The sequence below is a fragment of the Shewanella livingstonensis genome (genome assembly GCF_003855395.1).
Classification (GTDB): domain Bacteria; phylum Pseudomonadota; class Gammaproteobacteria; order Enterobacterales; family Shewanellaceae; genus Shewanella; species Shewanella livingstonensis.
On record NZ_CP034015.1, the window covers coordinates 3,844,102 to 3,867,225 of the forward strand.

Consider the following 23,124-nt stretch of genomic DNA (forward strand, 5'->3'; position numbering starts at 1 on the left):
TGCCTATTGCAAATCGGCAGATTATATACCCAAACCAATGTTAGATGCGAGTTTCAACCTCAGATTATTACACAGGATTTAGGATAATCTGCCGATATACACTCCGCCATTCACCTGGGATAAATTATCCCTGACGTTTAATTTTCCAAGGTCGAACACCTAACGTAAGTAAACTCAGTAAATAAACTGCCGCACCACCAACAATAAGTTCAATTAGCATAAACATACGCTCAAAGGTGTGCCATTCAAGCCATATGTTTTGTTGTGGCATAAAATACACAATAGCAATAGTCATCAATGCGGTTGAAATGATCACTTTAAATGAGAAAAATAACGTTTGACGACTCATTTGATAAACGCCCGCTTTGTGTAAACCTCGGTACAATAAACCGGCATTTAATAACGCAGATATTGATGTCGCGATAGCCAAGCCTACATAGCCAAATGGAATGGCAAAAATAAGGTTGAAAACCATATTACTGACCATGGCAATAATGCCATATTTAACCGGAGTTTTTGTGTCTTGGCGTGAATAGTATCCCGGAGCTAATACTTTAATCATCATAAAGCTTAATAAACCACAACCATAGGCAACCAAGCTGTACGAAGCCATCTCAACATCGTTAAGGCTAAAAGCACCACGCATAAACAACACCATCAACATCGGCTTGGCCAGAACAATTAGGCCTAACATAGCAGGTGTACCTAATAGCAAAATAGCTTTAACCCCCCAATCCATGGTTTGGTTAAATCCGTTGCCTTGGGCATTAACATGCTTTTGCGATAATGCGGGTAAAATAACCGTTGCGATTGCAATACCGAATAATCCTAAAGGAAACTCCAATAGACGGTCGGCGTAATACAACCAACTAATAGAACCTGTCATCAAAAAACTGGCTATAAAAGTATCGAACAGTAAATTAATTTGTGAAACCGATACACCGAATAACGCTGGGATCATCAAGGTTCTAATTTTTACCACACCAGGATGATCCCATCCCCATGAAGGTTTAACTAGCGCATTTTCGCGAATTAAAAAAGGGATTTGGAATAGAAACTGAATCAGCCCACCAAAAAAGACCCCCCAAGCTAAGCCAATTTCAGGATTTTCCAATGTGTGTGCGTACCATAAGGCTACGGCAATAATGGCTACATTCAAAAAAACAGGCGTAAAGGCTGATACAGCAAAACGGCCACGAGTGTTTAGTATTGAGCCAGCTAATGCTGTAAAGGTAATAAACCATAAATAGGGAAAGGTAATTTTTAACATAACAGACGCAAGTTCAAACTTTTCGGCATTAGGCCCATCATTTAGCCAATCAACAAACCAACCTCCGCCAAAAAGTGCCGCTAATACAGGTGAACAAATAACGCCGACTAAAGTCACAATTGTAACTAATACACCTAAGGTACCTGCTACTTTACCTAATAACTCTCGAGTGTCTTCAGGGGTCATTTTTTCCTGATACTCAGTCAGCACTGGTACAAATGCTTGTGCAAAAGCCCCTTCAGCAAATAATCGTCTTAAAAAGTTAGGAATTTTATTTGCAAAAAAGAACACATCGGCACTGCTACCCGCGCCCATTAAATTTGCAATGACTACATCGCGAACTAAACCTAAGACTCGCGAAATCAGTGTCATAACACTAACAATTAGACCTGATTTAAATAATTTTTTGCTCAAACAGCCCCCAGACACTCGGTCTCTTCTAAGAAATTAATGGGATTTATAACAAATATTCTATTCTAACCCTGTCACACGGACCAAAGAGCTGGTAGAATTACGCCACATATTACACGAGTAGGGTTGAAGTTAAGCATGTTAGGTTGGATTAATTTATCTTTATGATAATTATTCAACTGAAGTCGTTGACAAGACGATAGAAAGCAGGCATATTCCTCGACCTTTAAAAGTATCAAATCCAGTTTTTAGGAGTTGCACCTTGGCTAATAGCAAGTCTGCAAAGAAGCGCGCGCTTCAGTCTGAAAAGCGTCGCCAGCATAACGCTAGCCGTCGCTCTATGTTACGTACATACGTTAAAAAAGTCATCGCGGCTATCAAAAGCGGTGACCATAAAGCGGCTACAGAAGCGTTCGCTATTGCACAACCAATTGTTGACCGTATGGCGACTAAAGGTCTTATTCATAAGAATAAAGCCGGTCGTCAGAAGGCTCGTTTAAACGCAAAGATTAAAGCTATTGCAGCTTAAGTTTTTGTAGTTAACGATTTAAAAAACCGGCTTCGGCCGGTTTTTTTATATCTAAATTTTGTCTAAGCTTTTCTCTTATCCTGATTCATTTTCTTATTCTGACTAAGTGCAGCCCTCCTAAGATCAATCCAGCTTATAACACCAAAGCAACCATTAAGATTGACACCTTTAAAGATAACCCATGACCGTGGATGATTCATCATTTAACAGTAAGTTGACCGATTAACGCCTTAGTATGATGGCCTACTTTTGAACGAATGATGTTAGGTGTTGTATGCTGTAATGGTGTTTGAGGTTGCTAAAAAAAAATAGATGATAGACAGCTTGTAATAGATCAGAGAAGCTAATCTCTATTTGGTAATAAAATGATGACTTATGATGAGTGTGATAGCGTTTTTGATACTTAACAATTATCCCTTAAGGGATATAAACATTGTATTTGATTTAATATTCGCCAAGTTAGCGATAGCATTAATACAGCGATAAAACTAAACGTCTTAACTAAAACACCAATTAAAGAGATGTATCCGTTAAGACGTTTGCGGAGTCAATTTAATAACAATACATATTATTCAATACTAGGATTAACTCTTTTACCTCATTACTTTTTAATGAATAGAAAACAGTTTGGGCTTCTTTCCTAGTACAGACTAAATTGTCTTTACGAAGCCATGCCAAATGTTGAGATAAAGCCGACTGGCTTAAACCCAACTTTTTATTCATTTCACCAACACACATTTCACCTTCATTAAGAAGATGACACAAAATAAACAATCTACGTTCATTTGCTAATGCTTTTAGCAATACGACCGCATGATCTGCTTGCTGTTGCATTTTTTCTATATTCATCACGCGCTCTTCTCCTCATCTAACCCCGCTCTAATATAGCGTTCCCTTACAAATAGAGTCGGGACATAAAGCACACTTTTTGGTAGATTGTTGTGAAAAGTGAGACTTAGCTAAAATAATCAAAGGAAACTCATGAAAAATTATCAAAGAGCGACGCTTGTCGGAGCCATATTTACCGCGCTAATAGGTTGCCAAACGACAGTACCAACTAAAACAACCACCGCCAATGTAGTCATTAACACTTCAGATGATGCAAAAATGAGCCAACAACTCGCCAAGCAAGCCTTAACATCCAGTTTGAGTTATGACATTGTTGAATCACTTACTGTAGAAGTCGGTCCACGTTTGACTGGAACAGATAAAGACATTATTGCTGTCGATTGGGCTATGGAAAAATTGTGGTTACTGGGGTTTGATAAAGTATACAAAGAGTCGGTTCAAGTCCCTGCTTGGTCAAGAGGCAGTGCTCATGCCAGTATCGTAGCGCCTTATGAGCAACCATTAGTGGTTACCGCCTTAGGTGGTAGTGTTGCCACACCTGTTAACGGTATTCAAGCGATAATCGTACGTTTTGATAGTTTAGAAGAATTATCCAATGCATCGCAAGGACGTATTGAAGGCAAGATTGTGTTTATCGACCATAAAACAGAACGACACATTACCGGTAAAGGCTATGGAGAAGCTGTTGGTGGACGTTCTCAAGGAGCTATAGTAGCAGCACAAAAAGGCGCTGTGGCTATTGTTATCCGTTCTATCGGTACCGACCATGACAGAATGGCTCATACTGGCATGATGCGTTATGAAGAAGGTATTCCTAAAATTCCTGCCGCTGCGATGTCAAACCCTGATGCCGATTTAATTAGTGCGATGTTAAAGCGAGATCCTAACATTACCTTGTCGTTAAATATGACCTCAGAAAATCTGGGGATAGCCACATCTTATAATGTCATTGCAGAAGTCACAGGGAGCAGCAAGCCCGACGAAATAGTACTTATAGGTGCTCATCTTGATTCCTGGGATGAAGGAACTGGTGCGATTGATGACGGCGCTGGAGTAGCCATTGTCACCACCGCAGCTAAACTTATTCAAGACTTACCACAAAAGCCAGCACGCACAATTCGAGTGGTATTATACGCCGCTGAAGAAGTCGGTATCGTTGGTGGTAAAGCCTATGCAGCCCAACATGCTGATGAACTTGATAAGCATTATATTGCGGCAGAATCTGATTTTGGTGCAGGACCCGTCTATAAAATTGATTTTAATGTTAACCCTGATACGTTTGAGCAAGTCAAACAAGAGCACTCAGCTATGACACTAAATGGGGTTGAACTAGGTAACAACCGGGCCTCTGGCGGACCAGATGTGTCAATACTACCCGCACTAGGTGTACCCGTGGCGTCGTTAAATCAAGATGGTACTGACTACTTTGATTATCACCATACACCAAACGATACATTGGATAAAATTGATCCTAAGAAGCTAGCACAGAGTGCTGCAGCTTATGTTCAATTTGCTTATATGATGGCGCAATCAGAAATTGATTTAAGACCTGTTACCCAAAAAGAAGAGCAACACTAATTCATTATCTTAATAAAGCACTAACTGAATAAAGTACTTACTCGATAACGCAAAAAAGCCCTTAAACAAGGGCTTTTTTATTATCGTAATGCTATAACTTGCCAATGCCTCACTTTTGCTCAGCGCGTAAAAAAACTGGCGCTGTCGGTGTCGATTGCGCTTCGCAGTAATAATAACCTTCAAGATCAAACTCGGTTAATTGCTTAATCGTAGCAGGTTTGGTATCGACTATATAACGAGCCATCAGTCCACGAGCTTTTTTAGCATAAAAGCTAATTACTTTAAATTGACCATTTTTGCAATCTTTAAACACTGGTGTAATTAACTGCCCTTCAAGCTGCTTAACCTTAACCGATTTAAAGTATTCGTTTGAAGCTAAATTGACAATGATATCGTCATCCTGCTCTTTCAACGCCTTGTTAACTTCATCTGTAATAGTCTCGCCCCAAAAAGCATATAAATTACTGCCTTGTGGATTGGCCAGTTTAGTACCCATTTCTAACCGGTAAGGTTGAATCAAATCTAATGGTTTTAGTAAACCATACAGGCCAGACAGAATACGCAAGTGCTTTTGACAAGAAACTCTTTGCAACTCTGATAAATTATCTGCATCAAAGCCAGTGTAAACATCTCCTCTAAACGCAAAAATAGCTTGTTTGGCATTGTTTAGTGTAAATGGGGGCTTCCAATCAGCAAAACGAGCCGCATTTAACCCTGCAATTTTATCACTCACCTTCATTAAACTGGCAATATCCATTGGTGTTAATGTACGACATACATCAACCAATGCTTGGCTTTGTTTAAGTAAACTCGGTTGAGTAAAAGCATTGGTAATGGGTGCATTTTCGAAATCTAATGTTTTCGCAGGTGAAACTAAAACCAACATAAATAAGCTCCGCATAAAATCATAATGTCATCATACTCAACTGAAATAAAAAAACCATGCCGTATTAGCATGGTTTTTTCGATTGAGCCATTCGGCTAAACAATAATTAGCAAGCTTACTTCTTGTTAATCTCCGCCGAGTTTGGCCAAATATTACCTTCTAGTTGTTCTGCTAATTCTGGAAATTTACTGGTATCAAAAACCGGATCTATACCAGCATCAATCTGTTCGCGATAATCATTAATAACGCGAATGGCTAGACCAGATAACAATACCAAAGCCACAATATTAACAATGGCCATTAACCCCATTGACACATCAGCTAAATCCCAAACCAGGCTGATTTTAGCAAGCGAACCAAACATCACCATACCTAAAACAACCACTCGAAATAGCGGTAAAGCTTTTTTACTATTGCCAGATAAAAACATCACATTAGTTTCGGCATAAGAATAGTTGGCAATAATAGACGTAAAACAGAAAAGCAAAATAGCAAAAGCAATAAATGCTCCCCCCCAATCACCGACATGACTAGTCAACGCACTAATTGTTTTTGCAATACCGTCAGAACTAGACGCTGCATCACCAGATAATAAAATAATAGCTGCCGTTGCGGTACAGATAACAATAGTATCAACAAATACGCCCATCATCTGCACAAAACCTTGCGAGGCTGGGTGATTAGGATTTGGAGAGGCACTTGCTGCAACGTTAGCAGCACTACCCATACCGGCTTCGTTCGAAAATAACCCTCGGGCAATACCGGCTTGCATTGCTTGAGCAACGCTATAAGCAACACCACCAGCTGCAGCTTCTTGCCAACCAAAAGCACTATTTATAACCAACATAAATATGTCAGGTAACTTTTCGATATTCATACCCACAACTACAAAAGCAATTGCAATATAAGCAATAGCCATTACGGGCACTATTAACTCAGAGGCTTTCGCTACTTTTTTAAGGCCTCCTACAATCACAAAGGCGCTACACATAACGATGCCAATACCAATATACAAAGGCTCAAAGCCAAAAACTTGCGTCATCGCACCAGTAATAGTGTTGGCTTGAACAGCATTAAATACTAGGCCAAATGCTAAAATTAAAAATATTGAGAAAACCACACCCATCCAACGTTGGCCAAGGCCTTTTTCCATATAATAAGCCGGACCACCACGATACTGACCATCACCATCTTTAACTTTATAAACTTGGGCAAGAGTTGACTCTATCATTGCGGTTGCCATACCAAGTACCGCAATAACCCACATCCAAAACACGGCTCCTGGCCCTGCGGTACCAATGGCAACGGCCACACCGGCCATATTACCAGCCCCTACTCGAGCAGCCATGCTGGTACAAAAAACTTGAAATGATGATAACCCATGTTTTCCTGGTCGACGGCTAATAGCCAATACTTTGATACCATGAACAAAATGTGTTATCTGAATAAAGCCGAGACGAATGGTAAAAAACAATCCCGCTCCCACTAATCCATAAACTAATAATTTGCCCCAAAGCAGGCTATTCATGAAATTAATAATCGTTTCTAACATTGCCATATTGTCTAATCTTCCCCGTTATAAGGTTATTGTTCTGTATCAGCCATTGCGCTGAATATAAATCACATAAGGAACAGACCAAGCACTTTGTGTGCATACTGCTATGTGTAAAACGGTAACACTAATAAATATACCTACTGAAAGATAAAAACGCCTACTGAAAGGCGCTATTATAAAAGGTAATGGTAGTGGATTAATAGGTATTGATTACCGAGGGCTGAGAATGCTAAAGCCACATTACCTAACATAAACATTGCTTAAGTAAATGAAACTTTGAAGCAACACAAATAAAACAAAAAGTAACAAGTGACTTAGGTCACATTTTATCACTTTTATTGTTAATGCTCTATGTTTAAAATTATTGTAAATCGTTATTAAATTTCAAGCAATTACCGACAAATCGACCACAAATGCGATCTAAACGAAAAGTGATTCATCAGAAATTAGATAAAGGCCACATTATTGTAATAAAATTACAGATACAGTGTTCTCAAAGAAAGTTAAATAAATATTTTCACTTTTAATCGAGGTCACAATGACTAACTCAAATGAAATAACCGCGCTAAAAAAATATGTAAGAGCGACTAACTTCCTTGCGACGTCGCAAATTTATCTTAAGCAAAACGTACTTTACAAACGCAAGCTTGAGCACACTGACATCAAACCTAGATTACTAGGCCATTGGGGAACTTGCCCAGGCATCAACTTTGTTTATGCTAACGTTAACCGCCTTATAGTTAAGCACAACCGTGACTTCATTTACTTAGTAGGTCCTGGTCATGGCTTCCCAGCTGTGCAGGCTAACTTATTTATGGAAGGATCGTTAAGTCATTTCTATCCAGAGACTATCCCTTATACAGAAACGGGTATTGAAGACATCTGTAAAAAATTCTCTGCCGCTTATGGTTATCCTTCACATGCCAACCCAGAAGCACCAGGACAAATCTTAGAAGGTGGCGAACTTGGCTACTCATTGTCTGTTGCATGGGGCTCCGTACTGGATAACCCAAATCTGATTGCAGCCTGTTTAATTGGTGACGGTGAAGCAGAAACGGGTCCACTCGCGGCATCTTGGTATGCCAACCGTTTAGTTTCTCCTAAGAATAACGGTGCTGTACTGCCAATCGTTCACATCAACGGTTACAAAATCTCTGGCCCAACCCGTATGGGACGCATGAGCCATGAAGAACTTGATTTAGAATTCCGTGGTCTTGGTTATCACCCAATCATAGTTGACGACGAACTTGATACTGACATCTTCGAACAAATGTTAGCGGCAATGGACTTGTCATATGACATGATTAATGACATTCAACGCCGTGCACGCTCTGGTGAAGACGTAGTTAAACCACGCTGGCCTGTGATTTTAATGCGCACAGCAAAAGGTTGGACAGGTACATCAGAATACGATGGTAAAAAACTTGCCGGAAACTGTGAATCACACCAAGTTATCGTTAGCAACTGTGCTAAAGATAAAGGCCACCTTGAAGCACTCGATGCATGGTTAGCCAGCTATAAGTTTGATGAGCTAGTACAAACCACCGATACCGGTGAGCTAGTATTTGATAAAGATATCCTGTCTTTAATGCCTCCAAAGGATTTATGTTGTGGCCGTCAACGCCTAAGCTATGGTGGTGAAGTGGTTCGCGCTTTAGCCAATCCCGATTTAGTAAAACTAGGTTACGGTGCAGAAACGCCTCGTGGTCAACGTGGTTTCTCAATGCTCAAAATGGGTGAATGGATGCGTGATGCATTCAAATTGAATCGCGATCAACGTAACCTACGTATTTTTAGCCCAGATGAAACCTATTCAAACCAATTACAAGCCGTATTTGAAGAAACAGATCGTGCTTGGCAGTGGCCAATTGAAAGCTGGGACCAAGACATGTCTCGCGACGGCCGCGTTATTGAGCTGTTATCTGAAAACTTACTTTTTGGTATGTTACACGGCTACACAGTCACGGGTCGTCACGGTATGTTCCCTACCTATGAGTCTTTCTCTCAGGTAGTGTCATCAATGGCTGACCAATACTGTAAATATGTCCATGCAAGCCAAGGGATCCATTTCCGTAAGCCAATTCCAGCATGCAACGTAGTATTATCATCGTTGTTAGAGCGTCAAGATCACAACGGTTATTCTCACCAGAATCCGTCTTTCCTAGGCGCTATGTTAGAGAAGCACCCAAACATTATTTCTGCTTATTTACCAGCAGATGCTAACAGCACCTTGGTGTATACCGAAAAAGCGTATGCTGACAGAGACAAATTAAATATTATTGTTGCAGGCAAAAAGTCTTTACCTCAATGGTTATCATTAGATGAAGCTCGCAAGCAAGCTAAAGACGGCATGATGGTGTGGGATTTTGCCTCAGACAACAACCCTGATGTAGTATTAGCAGGTTGTGGTGATTACGCTACTCAAGAATGTATGGCTGCTTTAGTGTTAATTCGTGAAATATTACCAAGAGTACGTATCCGCTTTGTTAGCGTGTCAGAGCTTCATAGCAGCGGTTTAGGTAGTCTTGAATTCCAAAGTAAGCCTTGGATGATGGATGAAGTCTTCACTGAAGATAAAGGCGTGGTATTTAACTACCATGGTTATCCAAATACTATCAAAAAATTGGTATTTGATTATAAAGGTAACCGTCGTTTCCGCATTAAAGGTTATGAGGAAGAGGGCTCAACGACTACACCATTTGATATGGGTGTACGTAACGGCACATCTCGCTACCACTTAGTTATCGATATGGCTTACAAGTTGTTCCAACAAGGCGTAATTGATGAATCACAACATGTGACCATCACTACCGATATGTTACAACGCTTGGTTGACCATAAGAACTACATAAAAGCAAACGGTGTAGACCCAGAAGAGATCGAAAACTGGGTATGGACTCGCTAAGCGCTATCTAGACCTAGACTGAAACAAAATACGTCCTCATTAGGACGTATTTTTTTTAAAAATCCACAAAAAAACTTAACCTATGATAATATTTAACTAACTCATTAAGAATATTAAGGTTATTTAAAAAATAAATTACATCATTTACGTCTATAAACAATTAACATTAGCCGCTGTTTTTATTCACATTTCCAATAGTAAACAAGTCTAACCATGACGTATTTGTATTTACCATTATAAAAAATTAATCTTTTTTACTATGGAAAAACATCTAATTACCCCTCATAATTGCGCCGCTGGCTAAAACACAAAGAAACACCACATTAAGCGTCAGTAGTGCATGACAATAACAACTCCGTTACATGCATATTTGGTGGAGTAAAATAACAATGGATGTATATATGATGAAGAACACATTAAAAGTAGTATTACTCACCTCTATGTTGCCTTTTGCTGCGTCAGCTGCACAAGAACTAACGCCTTGGTATGTTGGTGGTGGTTTAGGCGTAAACAACTATGAACAGAATTGTGACCAACCAGGCACTAAAATGTGTGGTGAAGATGACCCATATGCTTGGGATGTATTTGGTGGTTACTTATTTAATGAATACATTGGTATTGAATTAGGATACCGTGATCTAGGCCGTGCTGAATGGACTGATACTAACGACAGAATGTACGATGTTGGTGCTAGCGGTGTTAGTTTAGGTGTTGTCGGGTTTTACCCTCTAGCGAACAAGTGGAGCCTATCATCAGAAGTTGGTACTTTTAGCTACCTTCTAGAGAACCAGCAGCCAATTAATGGCCAAAAGTTAAGTGATTCAGGCGTTGCATTATTTGCTGGTGCTGGTGTTGGTTATAACTTTACCGACAACCTAAAGCTACAAGCAAAATACCGTCGTTATGAAAATTTAGATGCTGACGTATTAAATAATTTGAAAATGGAAAGTAACTATTGGGGTCTTGAACTCAGTTACCGCTTTGGCACTAGAGTAGCAGCACCAGTAGCTGCATCAGTAGCACCTGTTATTGCCGCCATGCCTGGTGATGATGACAAAGATGGTGTTACTAATAACATCGACAAATGTCCAAACACTCCATTAACTCACAAAGTTGATGCGACTGGTTGTAGTGTTTATGAATTCATCACAACAAAGCATGATTTAGGTGGCATTTTATTTGCTAACGATTCTGCAGTTATCCGTGATGGTTCATTTGCTGATTTAGAAAAATTAACTGATTTCTTGAATAAGTATCCACAGCATACTGTATCAGTTCAAGGCCATGCGTCTAACGTAGGTAAAGCAGAATACAACATGAAGCTTTCTGAGCGTCGTGCTGTGTCTGTTGCAAATGCATTAAACACAAAATATGGTATTAGTTCTAGCCGTATCACTTCTGTTGGTTATGGTGTAACTAAACCTGCTATGCAAGGTAACTCAGCTGAAGCTAACCGTGTAAACCGTCGTATCGAAGCTATCGTGACGGGTACCGAAAAGCGCGTAGTATTACGTTAATTGTAATATTGATATGCTAAACTTTAAAAGTCGCTGCTTGCAGCGACTTTTTTATTTTAAGAACAACATAAAAATCTGTACAACCACTGCCACCACTGATGTTGCGGGAATAGAATTGAAAGTATGTATCATACAAACAGACCTATTCTGTCTCTTTAGCAACAATAATTGCATTAAATAAGCGAAAATAACGGAAAATTTCGTAATTTTTTTACAAATAAAGTTGGAATAATCCCTAAAATCGCTTCTAATAAAGGCATTGATCTATATTCATTGCTTATCGAGAGGAAATTTACATGGCCAACACACTCGCGCAACTCAAGTCCTTCACTACTATCGTTGCTGATACCGGCGACATAGAGGCAATTAAACGTTACCAGCCTGAAGATGCAACAACTAACCCATCACTCATTTTAAAAGCCTCTCAGATCCCTGAATATGCTTTCCTTATCGACAATGCGATTGAATGGGCTAAAACTCAAAGCCAAAGTCTTGAACAACAAATTGAAGACGCAGGTGATAAACTTGCAGTGAATATTGGCATAGAAATTTTAAAGTTAGTGCCAGGTCGGATCTCAACTGAAGTCGACGCACGTTTATCATTTGACAAGCAACGCTCAATCGACAAAGCCCACAAGCTAATCAAATTATATAAAGATGCTGGAATTGATAAATCACGTATTTTGATCAAATTAGCTTCTACTTGGGAAGGTATTTGCGCAGCAAAAGAACTTGAACAAGAAGGCATCAACTGTAATCTAACTTTGCTATTTAGCTTTGCTCAAGCAAGAGCCTGTGCAGAAGCTGGCGTATACCTTATTTCGCCTTTTGTGGGTCGCATCTTAGATTGGTATAAAAAAGACACAGGTCAAGATTACACTGCAGAAACCGATCCTGGTGTTGTCTCTGTTACTGAGATTTACAACTACTACAAGCAGAACGGTTATAACACCGTTGTTATGGGTGCAAGTTTCAGAAATATCGGTGAAATTATTGAACTAGCAGGTTGTGACCGTTTAACGATTGGGCCAGCATTACTAGAAGAATTAGCCAATACTGATGTAGAAATTATCCAGAAATTGGTTGCAACGCCAGCAACACAGTCTGCTCCAGCTGCGTTAACTGAAGAACAATTCCGCTGGGCATTTAACGAAGACCCAATGGCAGTTGATAAGTTAGCAGAAGGTATTCGTAATTTTGCCATCGATCAAGGCAAACTAGAAGTTATGCTAAAAACAAAATTAAGCTAGTTGGAGGCTTTACTCGTGACTACACTGACACAAAGCACGACTTGGAAGGCGCTACAAACCCATTCAAGTCAACTACCTCACATGCGCGAATTATTTGCCCAAAACCCACAACGTTTTGAGCAAATGAGCGTTGCGGCTTGTGGTCTGTTTTTAGATTACTCTAAAAACCGTGTGAACGATGAAACACTTAAGCTGCTATTCTCTCTGGCTAAAGAAGCAAAACTGAGTGACAAAATTACTGCAATGTTTAATGGTGATGTGATTAACAACACCGAACAGCGCTCAGTATTGCACACTGCATTACGCAGTAAAGCAACTCAAACGATTATTGCTGAAGGAGCTAATATCGTTCCTGAAGTGCAACAAACATTAGCTAAAATGGCTAAGTTTGTTGGCTCTGTGCAATCAGGCGAGTGGAAAGGATATACCGGTAAAGCGATTACTGATATCGTCAGTATTGGCATTGGCGGTTCATTTCTTGGACCTAAAATTGTTTCACAAGCGCTTAGACCATATTGGCAAGAAGGACTTAATTGCCATTTTGTGGCTAATGTTGATGCGACATCTATTTGTGAAAAATTAAAAAATCTCAATGCTGAAACCACATTATTTGTAATGTCGTCTAAATCATTCGGTACCCAAGAAACACTAACTAATACCCTTAGTGCCAAAGATTGGTTTTTAGCCCAAGGTGCAAGCCAACAAGATGTCGCTAAGCACTTTGTTGCGGTGACATCTAATGTGACAAAAGCGACAGAGTTTGGTATGGATGCTAGCAACATATTCCCAATGTGGGATTGGGTTGGCGGTCGTTACTCATTATGGTCAGCTATTGGTTTGCCTATTGCCCTACTTATCGGTATGGATAATTTTAATGCCTTGCTAGATGGCGCGCATCAGATGGATGAGCATTTTTCTGATACGCCTATTGAACAAAATATGCCCGTGATTATGGCAATGTTATCGGTACTGTATGGCAACTTTCATGGCGCTCAAGCACACGTCATTTTGACCTATGATCATTATTTACGCGGCTTACCCGCTTATTTCCAGCAATTAGATATGGAAAGTAATGGTAAATCAGTAACTCTAGACGGTACTGACGTTGATTACAGCACTGGTCCTGTTATTTGGGGAGGTGAAGGTACTAACGGTCAACATGCTTATCATCAATTATTGCATCAAGGAACTGCACTCGTTCCTGCTGACTTTATCATGCCACTGCAAAGTCATAATCCGTTGGGTGAACATCATGACCAACTTGCATCAAACTGCTTTGGACAAACTCAAGCATTAATGCAAGGTCGAACTTATGATGAAGCTCTAGCGGAACTGAGCAATAGTTCATTGGACGCAGCTCAAATACCGCTTATAGCCAAACATAAGGTTATGTCTGGTAATAAACCGAGCAATACCTTATTAATGGACAAACTGACTCCTACGACATTAGGTGCATTAATTGCATTGTATGAGCACAAAACGTTTGTTCAAGGTGCAATATGGCAAATTAACTCATTTGACCAATGGGGCGTTGAGTTAGGGAAACAGCTAGGTAATGACGTATTAGAGCGTATTGGAGCTAAAGAAGAGGCGACTCAATTAGACTCATCAAGTAATGCGTTAATTAATCTATATCGTCAGGGACAGCTTTAATACCTAACGTACTTAAGCTAATAAAACCTTGTTTATAAAAAAACACCTTCAATATTGTTGAAGGTGTTTTTTATTTACAAAATATTGAAAATATTGAATAACATCGCTAAACGCTAACTAAAACATCGATATAGCCCATTAAACTGTAACCAACTAGTAACATCAATGAAACACTAGTGTTGCACCCTGTAGTTGAAATATGATACTTATTTGCAGAGACATCATAATAACAAGGGAGGTTACCATGGATCGATTAGACTATGGTGGTGCGCTAGACGAAGTTGTTGAAAGACCCAGCCGCTCAAAAAGCTCGTCAAAAAAACGCAAATGGCGTGAAATTGAAGCCATTAAGGATAAGCAGCGTTTACTCAAGGAATTGCAAGATATTGATGATTCATTCGATTTTGATGTTAATACATTAGTACTTTAATTAGATTACATATCACTTAACTGTAAAATCGATTAAAAGAGCGCATGTTGCGCTCTTTTTGTTTGCCAAGATTTATAGCTTGCCTATGCAATGCATATCATAGCCCTCTAGCCCAAGGGCAATAACATCATTTGTTATCAGCCTGCTCAATATAGGCACGTAAATCTTCAAAAATAGTTTTATCATTATCATTAAATAATGGATCTTCGATTAACCGTTTTTGACATAATACGGTAACCTTCTGCCAATCGTTATCATCTAAGGTTTTAACGAATTTTGGAAATACTTCTCGCTCTTCATATTGCATATGCAATTGTTGTAGTTCAATATATTCTTTTAGATCGTTAATGAGCTTGTCGCGCGAGATAACCACATCCGAAAGAATCATATTCAAGCTATAAACTAAAGCGCCTGATGCTTCAGCTAAACGATGATGTTCATTATACAATTGGCCACAATTTGCTTGACCCATTTTATTACTGTAATAATCGAAAATAATATCTTCTAAAGGGTGATGGCTGTGTTCAGCATAACTCTGCATGTACTCAACAATATCTCTAACCAGATTAAAATTTACGCCTTGACCATCTGCCAATCGAGTCAATTTATTGGAAAGAATATTCAGCAAAATAGCAATATGCTTATGGTCGTGCATTAAACGTTGCAACATAGTCTTCTCCCGTCATTCATTTACTAAATATCAATGTCTAAATAATAGCCAACAATGCACTATTTACTAATTTACACTGGTATAAACCTTTCGAGGTATGACCAAGATCATAATATTGGAATATAAAAAAACCTTATATCGATTGTATCGGCATAAGGTGTTAGATATTTGAATAGAATAGACTATTTTAATACTGCAAACATATGTGCTTTAAGTAGTTCAAAATCAGCGGGTAACTGCGCCGACAGGATTTCTTTTTGAGCAACAGCTGCTAACTCAGGAGGTAACGGCAAATTAATTGATAACTCGCGGTCAACCACATCTTTAAACTTAGCAGGATGAGCTGTACCAAGAAAAATACCAGTTTCGTTACTACTGAGGCCTAAGGTTAATGCATGGGCTGCAATGGCCGCATGTGGCTCAGATTGATAGCCAGCATGATATAACTGAACCAATGCGCCGGCGGTATCAACCTCAGAAAGTGTAACACCAGTGATTAATGATAACGGCCAGTCCATTTGTGTGCATATAGCTTCAACACGAGGCCAGTTGCTGGGTTCAGATACATCCATGGCATTTGACATGGTCGCCACGGTTTTATGCGGTTGCCAGTCACCATTCTCAAGATAACGCGGTACTGTGTCATTACTGTTAGTGGCAGCAATAAAGCGTTTAATGGGTAACCCCATAGCTTTAGCAAATAAGCCCGCTGTTAAATTACCAAAGTTGCCACTAGGTACCGATAACACAATATCATTATTTCCAGCTCGCTTTGCTTGCGCTACTGCTTCGAAGTAATAACAAATCTGTGCTAACAAACGGCTGATATTAATTGAGTTAGCAGAGTTTAAGGCTAAACCCTCGCGAATATCACTGTCATCAAAGGCTTGTTTAACGAGATGCTGACAAGCATCAAAATCAGAGGTTACCGCCACAGTATGAATATTTTTACCTAAGGTGGTAAACATTTTTTCTTGTAGCTCGCTGATTTTACCTTTGGGGTATAACACCATCACATTGACGTTATCTAAACCATAAAATGCATCAGCTACTGCAGCACCAGTATCACCAGATGTAGCGGTTAAAATGGTCAGTTTCTTGTTGCCGGCAAGCAAACCGATGCATTGCGCCATAAACCGTGCGCCAAAATCTTTAAATGCTAAGGTCGGGCCGTGAAAAAGCTCTAAACAGGCACGTTTATCGTCAATCTTTACCAGCGGCACATCAAAGGTAAACGCCTGGTCAACCAGATTATCGACACTGTCCTGGCCTAATTCATCAGCTAACCACGCGCCTAATACTTTTTTACTGCGCTCAGCAAAAGGTAAGGCCAATAATGCATCCATATCGGCTAATACTGGAATTGATTTCGGGAAAAACAACCCTCTATCCTTGCCTAAACCTAGCTGCACTGCCTGGCTAAAACTCACTACCTGCGATGGGTGTTTTAAGTTATATAATTCCATTACGACTGCCTTTAAATTTCAAAAAATATTACGAAAAGTAAACATTACACGCAGCGCGTGCCTAGTTGATCTAATTTACAGATATGAGCAAAGCCACCTTGCTCCGAAATATAATGCTCCATTAACCAAACCTTAGCTTTTTCTGCAGTGGCTAAATCGTCTGTCACGCTAAACAGTGTTGGGCCACTGCCAGAAATACCTGTTGTGAGCATGCCCAATGCTGTTAATGCTGCACGAGCATCGGTGTAACCAGGAATGGCTGATGCACGATATGGTTCAGCTAATACATCTTTTAGCATTTCAATCGCTAATACTGCATCTTGCTGATAACTTGCGTGAACAAAAGCACTTAAGTAACGACCAAAGTCAATCGCGACCGACTTATCATATTTTTCAGGTAATAATGCACGCATTTGGGCGGTAGATAATGAAATACCGGGGTAAGCGACTACCCAGTACCAATTATCAAAACTCGGAATAGCGGCGCAGGCTTTATGACTAGAATTAAGCATTAGCTGCATCCCCCCTAAATAACAAGGCGCTACATTGTCATAATGCACACTACCCGATATTTTCCCTTCAAATTCGCCCATCAGTCCTAACAAGGTTTGCTGGTCAAATGGTTGCTCAAAGTGTTCATTTAACGCATATAATGCAGCCACAACAGAACTGGCGCTAGAGCCTAAACCACTGCCTACAGGAAGATTCTTTTCTAAACAAATGGTCACTCCATCTTGTCTGTGCAATTTTGCTAAAAAAAACGCCGCACATTGATAGACGATATTATCTTTACCATCTGCTGGTAACTTATGCGCCCACTCACCTGTTTGGCTATAATCAATGCCGCTAGAAGCAGTGCTAATGGTCACTCTATCACCCAGCAATGAGCCATCGATTGGCGCTAATGCGGCGCCCAATAAGTCAAAGCCAACACCCACATTGCCCATTGATGCTGGCGCATAAACCGTAAGAGTGCCTTGGCTTACCTTTAGCATTTGCTTCATAACCCAACCTCACGAGTCCAGTTTAGGGTTCTTAGGACATCGGCAAAGGCCCCTGCTGCAGTAACATCGGTACCGGCACCATAGCCTCTTAATACAAAAGGGATCGGCTGATAATAGCGGCTATAAAATGCTAAGGCATTCTCGCCACCTTTTACACTATAAAGCGGGTCGGTCGCATCCACTTCAATAATTCTGACATGGCATTGCCCTTCTTCAATTTGACCAACATAACGCAATACTTTGCCTTCAACTTTCGCCGCTGCAACTCGAGCAGATATTTTGGCATCTAGTAGAGGTAGATTAGTCATAAATTGATTTACATCACCGGAGTCATCAAAATCGATAGGTAATACTGACTCAATATTAATATCATCAAGCTCTAAAGGCAGACCGACTTCACGGGCTAAAATTAACACCTTGCGCGCTACATCCATACCACTAAGATCATCACGAGGATCGGGTTCAGTAAAACACTTATCACGGGCAATTGAAGTCGCCTGAGAAAGGCTCATACCTTCATCCAACATACCAAAAATATACGATAACGACCCAGATAAAATGCCATTAAATTTATGTAACTTATCACCGGCATACATGAGTTTTTTCAAGTTATCGATAACCGGTAAACCAGCGCCTACTGTAGTTTCATACAAAAATTGACGACGCTGAGTTAATGCTGTTTTACGCAAGGCTTGGTAGTAGGCATAATCACGAGTATTGGACTTTTTGTTGGGTGTCACTACATGGAAACCGGCGTTCATCACATCGAGATAGCGATCTGAGACTAATTCGCTAGAGGTACAATCAACTAGCACAGGATTGAGTAATTGTTGCTCTTGGCCCCATTCTAGTAACTTGGCTAAATCATACGATTGACCTTTCTCGGCTAATAATGACTGCCAATTATTAAGCTCTAGACCTTCACTGTTTAACAACATTTGGCGCGAATTAGCGATACCACAAACACGGATACTGATGTGCTGTTCTTTTAACATCGCACCTTGTTGTTTAATTTGATCTAATAAACCGGCACCAACATTACCACTACCGACTAAAAAAACATCTACATATTGCTGCACATCAAAAAAGGCTTGATGGCACGCGCCAATGGCATGTTTAGTTTTCTTCTGTTGGATAACAGTAGAAATTGAACGCTCTGATGATCCTTGCGCAATAGCAACAATATTGACACTGGCTTTAGCTAGCGCTGTAAAAAACTTAGCCGCTACACCCTTATGGGTTTTCATGCCATCGCCGATCAAAGACACAATCGAAAGATCATGACGTAACTCTATCGGTTCAAGTAATTCACTCTTAATTTCTAGCTCAAACTCCTGTTCTAATGCCCATTTCGCTTTATTGGCATCTGAAGTTGCTACACAAAAACTGATACTGTATTCAGACGAGCTTTGGGTAATGAGCGATACCGAGATACCACTGCGAGAAATAACCGCTAATGTTCGGCTTGCCATACCAACCATGCCTTTCATACCAGGACCTGATACGTTAAACATCGTTTGGTGATCAAGATTTGAAATTGCTTTAACTTGTAAACCGGTTTTATCATCGTCATTAGACACTAGCGTGCCGGGAGCAGATGGATTAAAACTATTTTTGATGTAGCAAGGAATATGATACTGAGCAATCGGCGCTATAGTTTTAGGATGCAACACTTTGGCGCCAAAATAAGATAACTCCATCGCTTCTTGGTAGCTTAACTGTGATAACAATTTAGCATCAGCAACCACTCGGGGATCGGTGTTATAAACCCCATCAACGTCAGTCCAAATTTCGCAACTTGAGGCATCTAAACATGCTGCCAGTACCGCAGCCGAATAATCAGAACCATTGCGACCTAATGTCACTATTTTGCCCTGAGCATCTGCAGCAGTAAAGCCAGGCATAACCCAGACTCGGTATTGTTCAAGCGGCAATAAGGTAAAGCGAGGCTTACTCACAGCAATATCAACTACCGACTCTAACGGCTGTCCATGAGCTAAAAATAACGCAACGGGATCTAATTGTGCAGAAGTAATGCCTTTTGCTAGCATTACTTGCTCCATTAATGCTGCAGATAAGCGCTCTCCAGTCACCACTAGCTCAGCACGAACGCTGTCTGGGCATTCGCCCAATAACTTTATGCCATAAAGCTTATCTTTCCAAACCTGCATTTGCGCAGCTAATTTCTCAACCAGTAATGTATGTTGAGATGCTGTAATAAGTGATTTCGCATCAGAAAATAAACCACTAAAGACACCGTTGATATGGTCTAACACTGGCTGATAGTCTTGTTGATTAACAGCGATATCAACCATTTCTAACAGCGCATTGGTTACTGTTGCAGGAGCAGAAAGTACCGTAGCAACAGATTCTGTCGAAGCAGTATCAGCAATAATGTCTGCCGCCATCGAAAAACGAGACCAGTTCGCTAGCGATGTTCCACCAAATTTCATTACTTTCATATTGCTCTCCTTGCCACTCATATAGTGACAACATTAAATTAAAATCAAATATCAGAATTAAAACAAAAAAGCCCGCTTCAGTTGTTAGAAGCGGGCTTTTTTTGCAAATCTTTTAGGGTGTAATCAGCCCGCCCCCACTATGGTAATAGTGGTGGTTGTAATGGTAGTAATTACAACAAGCATGAGGGTAAACATTCGGTGATTCTCTTTGTTATAATAAATGTTAACTGCCGAAATCATTTAATCAGATTAAATAGCTGATCCACGTTGGATAACAGAATTGCTTTTTTTACCTAAACTTGTCAACCCCTGCTTACAGTTTATTTATTAGTTATTTTCCAATCTGAGTTGATTTTTTTAATAAATTGGTTATAAAAATCAAAAAAATTCTATTAGTAACGTTCATAGTTAACATTTTTCAACATTAACGTAAACGTCAACCAAATAGCAATGGACAATAAAACCTCATATAAACAACAATCTATATTTATACTGATAATATAAAACTAGGAATATGTTGGCTGCAAATAAATTACCTAAATTAATTAAAGCCCTATCAACATGCATGGCAAGTAAGTTGAGTTATTTTCAACAGCTGCACGAAAAAACATGCAGCATAAGACAAAATGAAAAAAGCTGTGATTGAATAAACAAAAACTGATGTTAGACATCGCAGCCTGATAGCAAAATACGGTATCATGCACACATTACATTTGGAGGCGATATGAAAATTACAAAACATGCGGCGGTCACAATTCATTACCGCTTATCTGATGAACAAGGTTTACTTATTGAAAATTCATTTGATAGTGAACCAATGGTTTACTTACATGGAACTGAAAATTTAATTCCTGGTCTTGAATCAGTTTTAGAAGGTAAAACCACTGGCGAAAAAGTAGAAGCTGATATCCCTGCAGAACAAGCTTATGGCGAATATCATCCTGGCTTAAAGCAAGAAGTTCCTGTCAGTGCATTTGGTGATGTCGAAGATATTGTTCCAGGTATGCGTTTTATCGCTGAAACTGAAATGGGCCAACGCCCAGTTCAAGTGATTGAAGTAAAAGACGATGTCATTGTTGTTGATGGTAATCACCCGTTAGCAGGTCAATCATTGCATTTTAGTGTTGAAGTGATTGCTGTAAGAGAAGCCACTGCAGAAGAACTATCTCATGGTCATATCCATGCGGAAGGCGGTTGTGGTAGTCATGCTCACGGCCATGATCACGATGATGGATCATGTGGCACAGAAAAACCTGGTTGTGACGGCAATGGCGGCTGTGGCTGCCGTTAATTAATCCACTAATCAAATATTTGATAAATAATCTTATTTAATGTCCGCGTTAATGTCTATTTGTCAGTAGAAAGGTTGATAATATACTAAGGCATTGTCTAGTCACTAGGCAGTGCCTTTTTGTTTGGGTTATAGTTACCCCATTAATCACATCAGTTAATCAGATTTATTGCAGCTACCGTTAAGGACAACTTGGGGCCGCAATGCTAATTAATTGACTCCCAATATAAAAATTAATACATAGCGACGGAGTGCTTATGTTAATTAAACCACTATACGAATTGCTGCCTTTCACTTACATGATTGTAGGTTGTGTCAGTATTTTTCTGCTTGACCCTAATTATGCCCTTATCGCTTCTGTAGTCGTCTATTTTTACGGTGCACACATCTATAACTTACGCTCAAAAAACCGACGCACAGATCCTAAGCGTAAGCGAAAATCAGGATTAATACCTGAAACTCTCTATGGCTTGATGCCATTTATTTACGTATTAATAGCGGTAAGTCTCTATCGTTTTTACCCAAGAGACTCAAGCATACTTTTTGCATTGTGCTTAACCACTTATGGTGGATACCTATTTTTAAGGCGTTTAAGCTATCGTCATCACAGACTACCGCGAAGCATTAGCCAATAAACTGTTTTTTATTTAAAAAAAGCAAAATTATTGCATATTAACTTAATATCATATTGATTAATAAAGACTAATTATGATTATAAGTAACTCAAAACTTGGTTAACTAAAGCTTATGAGTGTTCGAACGGCACCATTTATAATGTAAAACAGCCCAATAAGTGGCGTATCACTTATTGGGCTGTTGGCAAAATATTATTGACCATTACTATATAAACAATGTTTGTAGCGAAAGACTTAGCAGCGACTCGCCACGAGTCATTTATGTAGGTAAGTAGGTAGGTAAGAAGAATTAGCAATAAATTATTACTCGTCCAAAATCAAATTCTTAACTAGCTCTCTTTGATTTATAGGCATATTTTTCAAATAATTAGAACACCGCGTGATCGTTGCAATACTGACTTGGTGTTCTGTAGCAATTTGTCTTTGGCTCAACTCCCCTGCTAATAACGTTTGAAACACCTGCAAGCGGCCAGAAACAGCACTGCGCTCTTCTTCTGTTAATAATAATTGAAACAACACAGACAAATCATCCTCATTTGCATGGGTCAATATTTTCTCTACTACTACATTCCAATTGGCACGCATTGTTTTTCTCTTTTTAGTAATGCCTAAACATTACAAGTGTATCAAGTAACTAGGCTGACTTGCAAAGCCGCTCTCAAAAACAAGTAATGAAACATATCGCAAAATGATAATAAAATTGTGTAGAATAAACATTAATACCCTATAGCTTAACGCTAAATATTTGGCTACACGGCAAACG

General features: G+C 39.6%; 18 protein-coding genes and 1 other annotated feature. Of the genes, 9 read left to right on the top strand and 9 right to left on the bottom strand.

Annotation, left to right across the window (positions count from 1 at the left end; genetic code table 11):
- Positions 1-124: 124 nt before the first annotated feature.
- Complete coding sequence (gene murJ, locus EGC82_RS16635; protein ID WP_124731746.1) at positions 125-1,684, bottom strand: murein biosynthesis integral membrane protein MurJ; 1,560 nt, start codon at positions 1,682-1,684, stop codon at positions 125-127.
- A 259-nt stretch (positions 1,685-1,943) separates the two neighbouring features.
- Between murJ and rpsT the strand changes: the two genes are divergently transcribed.
- Positions 1,944-2,210 carry a 30S ribosomal protein S20 gene (gene rpsT, locus EGC82_RS16640; protein ID WP_059744082.1) on the top strand — a complete coding sequence of 89 codons (267 nt, stop codon included), beginning with the start codon at positions 1,944-1,946 and terminating at the stop codon, positions 2,208-2,210.
- Between the two features lie 552 nt (positions 2,211-2,762).
- On the opposite strand, the gene EGC82_RS16645 is transcribed toward rpsT, so the two are convergent.
- Positions 2,763-3,059, bottom strand: a complete 297-nt coding sequence (locus EGC82_RS16645) for an ArsR/SmtB family transcription factor (RefSeq protein WP_124732685.1) — start codon at positions 3,057-3,059, stop codon at positions 2,763-2,765.
- Positions 3,060-3,191: 132 nt separating this feature from the next.
- Between EGC82_RS16645 and EGC82_RS16650 the strand changes: the two genes are divergently transcribed.
- Positions 3,192-4,637 (top strand): M20/M25/M40 family metallo-hydrolase, encoded by a 1,446-nt coding sequence (locus EGC82_RS16650; RefSeq protein WP_124731747.1) that lies wholly within the window; start codon positions 3,192-3,194, stop codon positions 4,635-4,637.
- Positions 4,638-4,746: 109 nt separating this feature from the next.
- Here the strand turns inward: EGC82_RS16650 and yaaA are convergent, their stop codons facing one another.
- Both yaaA and EGC82_RS16660 read right to left on the bottom strand, forming a co-directional pair.
- The gene (gene yaaA / locus EGC82_RS16655; RefSeq protein WP_124731748.1) at positions 4,747-5,523 is read right to left on the bottom strand and encodes a peroxide stress protein YaaA; all 777 of its coding nucleotides are present in this window, start codon (positions 5,521-5,523) and stop codon (positions 4,747-4,749) included.
- A 115-nt stretch (positions 5,524-5,638) separates the two neighbouring features.
- A complete protein-coding gene (locus EGC82_RS16660) occupies positions 5,639-7,075 on the bottom strand; it encodes an alanine/glycine:cation symporter family protein (protein WP_124732686.1) in 1,437 nt (478 codons plus the stop codon).
- Positions 7,076-7,616: 541 nt separating this feature from the next.
- Between EGC82_RS16660 and EGC82_RS16665 the strand changes: the two genes are divergently transcribed.
- The 5 genes from EGC82_RS16665 (at position 7,617) to EGC82_RS16685 (ending at position 14,833) form a co-directional block, all read left to right on the top strand.
- On the top strand, positions 7,617-9,983 hold the full coding sequence (locus tag EGC82_RS16665; protein ID WP_124731749.1) for a phosphoketolase family protein: 2,367 nt from the start codon (positions 7,617-7,619) through the stop codon (positions 9,981-9,983).
- Between the two features lie 401 nt (positions 9,984-10,384).
- A complete protein-coding gene (locus tag EGC82_RS16670) occupies positions 10,385-11,500 on the top strand; it encodes an OmpA family protein (protein WP_164839152.1) in 1,116 nt (371 codons plus the stop codon).
- Between the two features lie 296 nt (positions 11,501-11,796).
- Positions 11,797-12,750 carry a transaldolase gene (gene tal / locus EGC82_RS16675; protein WP_124731751.1) on the top strand — a complete coding sequence of 318 codons (954 nt, stop codon included), beginning with the start codon at positions 11,797-11,799 and terminating at the stop codon, positions 12,748-12,750.
- Between the two features lie 15 nt (positions 12,751-12,765).
- Positions 12,766-14,403, top strand: coding sequence for a glucose-6-phosphate isomerase (gene pgi, locus EGC82_RS16680; RefSeq protein WP_124731752.1), 1,638 nt, complete (start codon positions 12,766-12,768; stop codon positions 14,401-14,403).
- A 244-nt stretch (positions 14,404-14,647) separates the two neighbouring features.
- Positions 14,648-14,833 carry a DUF3545 family protein gene (locus EGC82_RS16685; RefSeq protein WP_101034559.1) on the top strand — a complete coding sequence of 62 codons (186 nt, stop codon included), beginning with the start codon at positions 14,648-14,650 and terminating at the stop codon, positions 14,831-14,833.
- A 127-nt stretch (positions 14,834-14,960) separates the two neighbouring features.
- Here EGC82_RS16685 and EGC82_RS16690 read toward each other — a convergent pair whose 3' ends face one another.
- The 4 genes from EGC82_RS16690 to thrA all read right to left on the bottom strand — a co-directional run bounded on the left by EGC82_RS16690 (position 14,961) and on the right by thrA (position 20,435).
- On the bottom strand, positions 14,961-15,503 hold the full coding sequence (locus tag EGC82_RS16690; RefSeq protein ID WP_124731753.1) for a hemerythrin domain-containing protein: 543 nt from the start codon (positions 15,501-15,503) through the stop codon (positions 14,961-14,963).
- 182 nt (positions 15,504-15,685) lie between these two features.
- Complete coding sequence (gene thrC / locus EGC82_RS16695; RefSeq protein WP_124731754.1) at positions 15,686-16,969, bottom strand: threonine synthase; 1,284 nt, start codon at positions 16,967-16,969, stop codon at positions 15,686-15,688.
- A 44-nt stretch (positions 16,970-17,013) separates the two neighbouring features.
- Positions 17,014-17,973, bottom strand: a complete 960-nt coding sequence (gene thrB / locus EGC82_RS16700) for a homoserine kinase (protein WP_164839153.1) — start codon at positions 17,971-17,973, stop codon at positions 17,014-17,016.
- Complete coding sequence (gene thrA, locus EGC82_RS16705; protein WP_124731755.1) at positions 17,970-20,435, bottom strand: bifunctional aspartate kinase/homoserine dehydrogenase I; 2,466 nt, start codon at positions 20,433-20,435, stop codon at positions 17,970-17,972. Before thrA ends, thrB begins: the two co-directional genes overlap by 4 nt.
- A 61-nt stretch (positions 20,436-20,496) precedes the next feature.
- Positions 20,497-20,614: a sequence feature (Thr leader region), on the bottom strand.
- 545 nt (positions 20,615-21,159) lie between these two features.
- Here thrA and slyD point away from each other — a divergent pair.
- Together slyD and EGC82_RS16715 are read left to right on the top strand one after the other, a co-directional pair.
- Positions 21,160-21,726 carry a peptidylprolyl isomerase gene (slyD, locus tag EGC82_RS16710; protein ID WP_124731756.1) on the top strand — a complete coding sequence of 189 codons (567 nt, stop codon included), beginning with the start codon at positions 21,160-21,162 and terminating at the stop codon, positions 21,724-21,726.
- Between the two features lie 257 nt (positions 21,727-21,983).
- Positions 21,984-22,361 (top strand): hypothetical protein, encoded by a 378-nt coding sequence (locus EGC82_RS16715; RefSeq protein WP_124731757.1) that lies wholly within the window; start codon positions 21,984-21,986, stop codon positions 22,359-22,361.
- A 303-nt stretch (positions 22,362-22,664) separates the two neighbouring features.
- On the opposite strand, the gene trpR is transcribed toward EGC82_RS16715, so the two are convergent.
- Complete coding sequence (gene trpR / locus EGC82_RS16720; protein WP_124731758.1) at positions 22,665-22,946, bottom strand: trp operon repressor; 282 nt, start codon at positions 22,944-22,946, stop codon at positions 22,665-22,667.
- Positions 22,947-23,124: the final 178 nt, after the last annotated feature.

Excerpts from the sequence above, each read along its gene's own strand:
- thrC (WP_124731754.1), bottom strand. The coding sequence starts at position 16,969 with ATGGAATTATATAACTTAAAACACCCATCGCAGGTAGTGAGTTTTAGC.
- EGC82_RS16665 (WP_124731749.1), top strand. The coding sequence starts at position 7,617 with ATGACTAACTCAAATGAAATAACCGCGCTAAAAAAATATGTAAGAGCG.
- thrB (WP_164839153.1), bottom strand. The coding sequence starts at position 17,973 with ATGAAGCAAATGCTAAAGGTAAGCCAAGGCACTCTTACGGTTTATGCG.
- EGC82_RS16685 (WP_101034559.1), top strand. The coding sequence starts at position 14,648 with ATGGATCGATTAGACTATGGTGGTGCGCTAGACGAAGTTGTTGAAAGA.
- yaaA (WP_124731748.1), bottom strand. The coding sequence starts at position 5,523 with ATGTTGGTTTTAGTTTCACCTGCGAAAACATTAGATTTCGAAAATGCA.
- slyD (WP_124731756.1), top strand. The coding sequence starts at position 21,160 with ATGAAAATTACAAAACATGCGGCGGTCACAATTCATTACCGCTTATCT.
- tal (WP_124731751.1), top strand. The coding sequence starts at position 11,797 with ATGGCCAACACACTCGCGCAACTCAAGTCCTTCACTACTATCGTTGCT.
- EGC82_RS16650 (WP_124731747.1), top strand. The coding sequence starts at position 3,192 with ATGAAAAATTATCAAAGAGCGACGCTTGTCGGAGCCATATTTACCGCG.
- EGC82_RS16645 (WP_124732685.1), bottom strand. The coding sequence starts at position 3,059 with ATGAATATAGAAAAAATGCAACAGCAAGCAGATCATGCGGTCGTATTG.
- EGC82_RS16690 (WP_124731753.1), bottom strand. The coding sequence starts at position 15,503 with ATGTTGCAACGTTTAATGCACGACCATAAGCATATTGCTATTTTGCTG.
- trpR (WP_124731758.1), bottom strand. The coding sequence starts at position 22,946 with ATGCGTGCCAATTGGAATGTAGTAGTAGAGAAAATATTGACCCATGCA.
- EGC82_RS16660 (WP_124732686.1), bottom strand. The coding sequence starts at position 7,075 with ATGTTAGAAACGATTATTAATTTCATGAATAGCCTGCTTTGGGGCAAA.
- EGC82_RS16715 (WP_124731757.1), top strand. The coding sequence starts at position 21,984 with ATGTTAATTAAACCACTATACGAATTGCTGCCTTTCACTTACATGATT.
- EGC82_RS16670 (WP_164839152.1), top strand. The coding sequence starts at position 10,385 with ATGATGAAGAACACATTAAAAGTAGTATTACTCACCTCTATGTTGCCT.
- thrA (WP_124731755.1), bottom strand. The coding sequence starts at position 20,435 with ATGAAAGTAATGAAATTTGGTGGAACATCGCTAGCGAACTGGTCTCGT.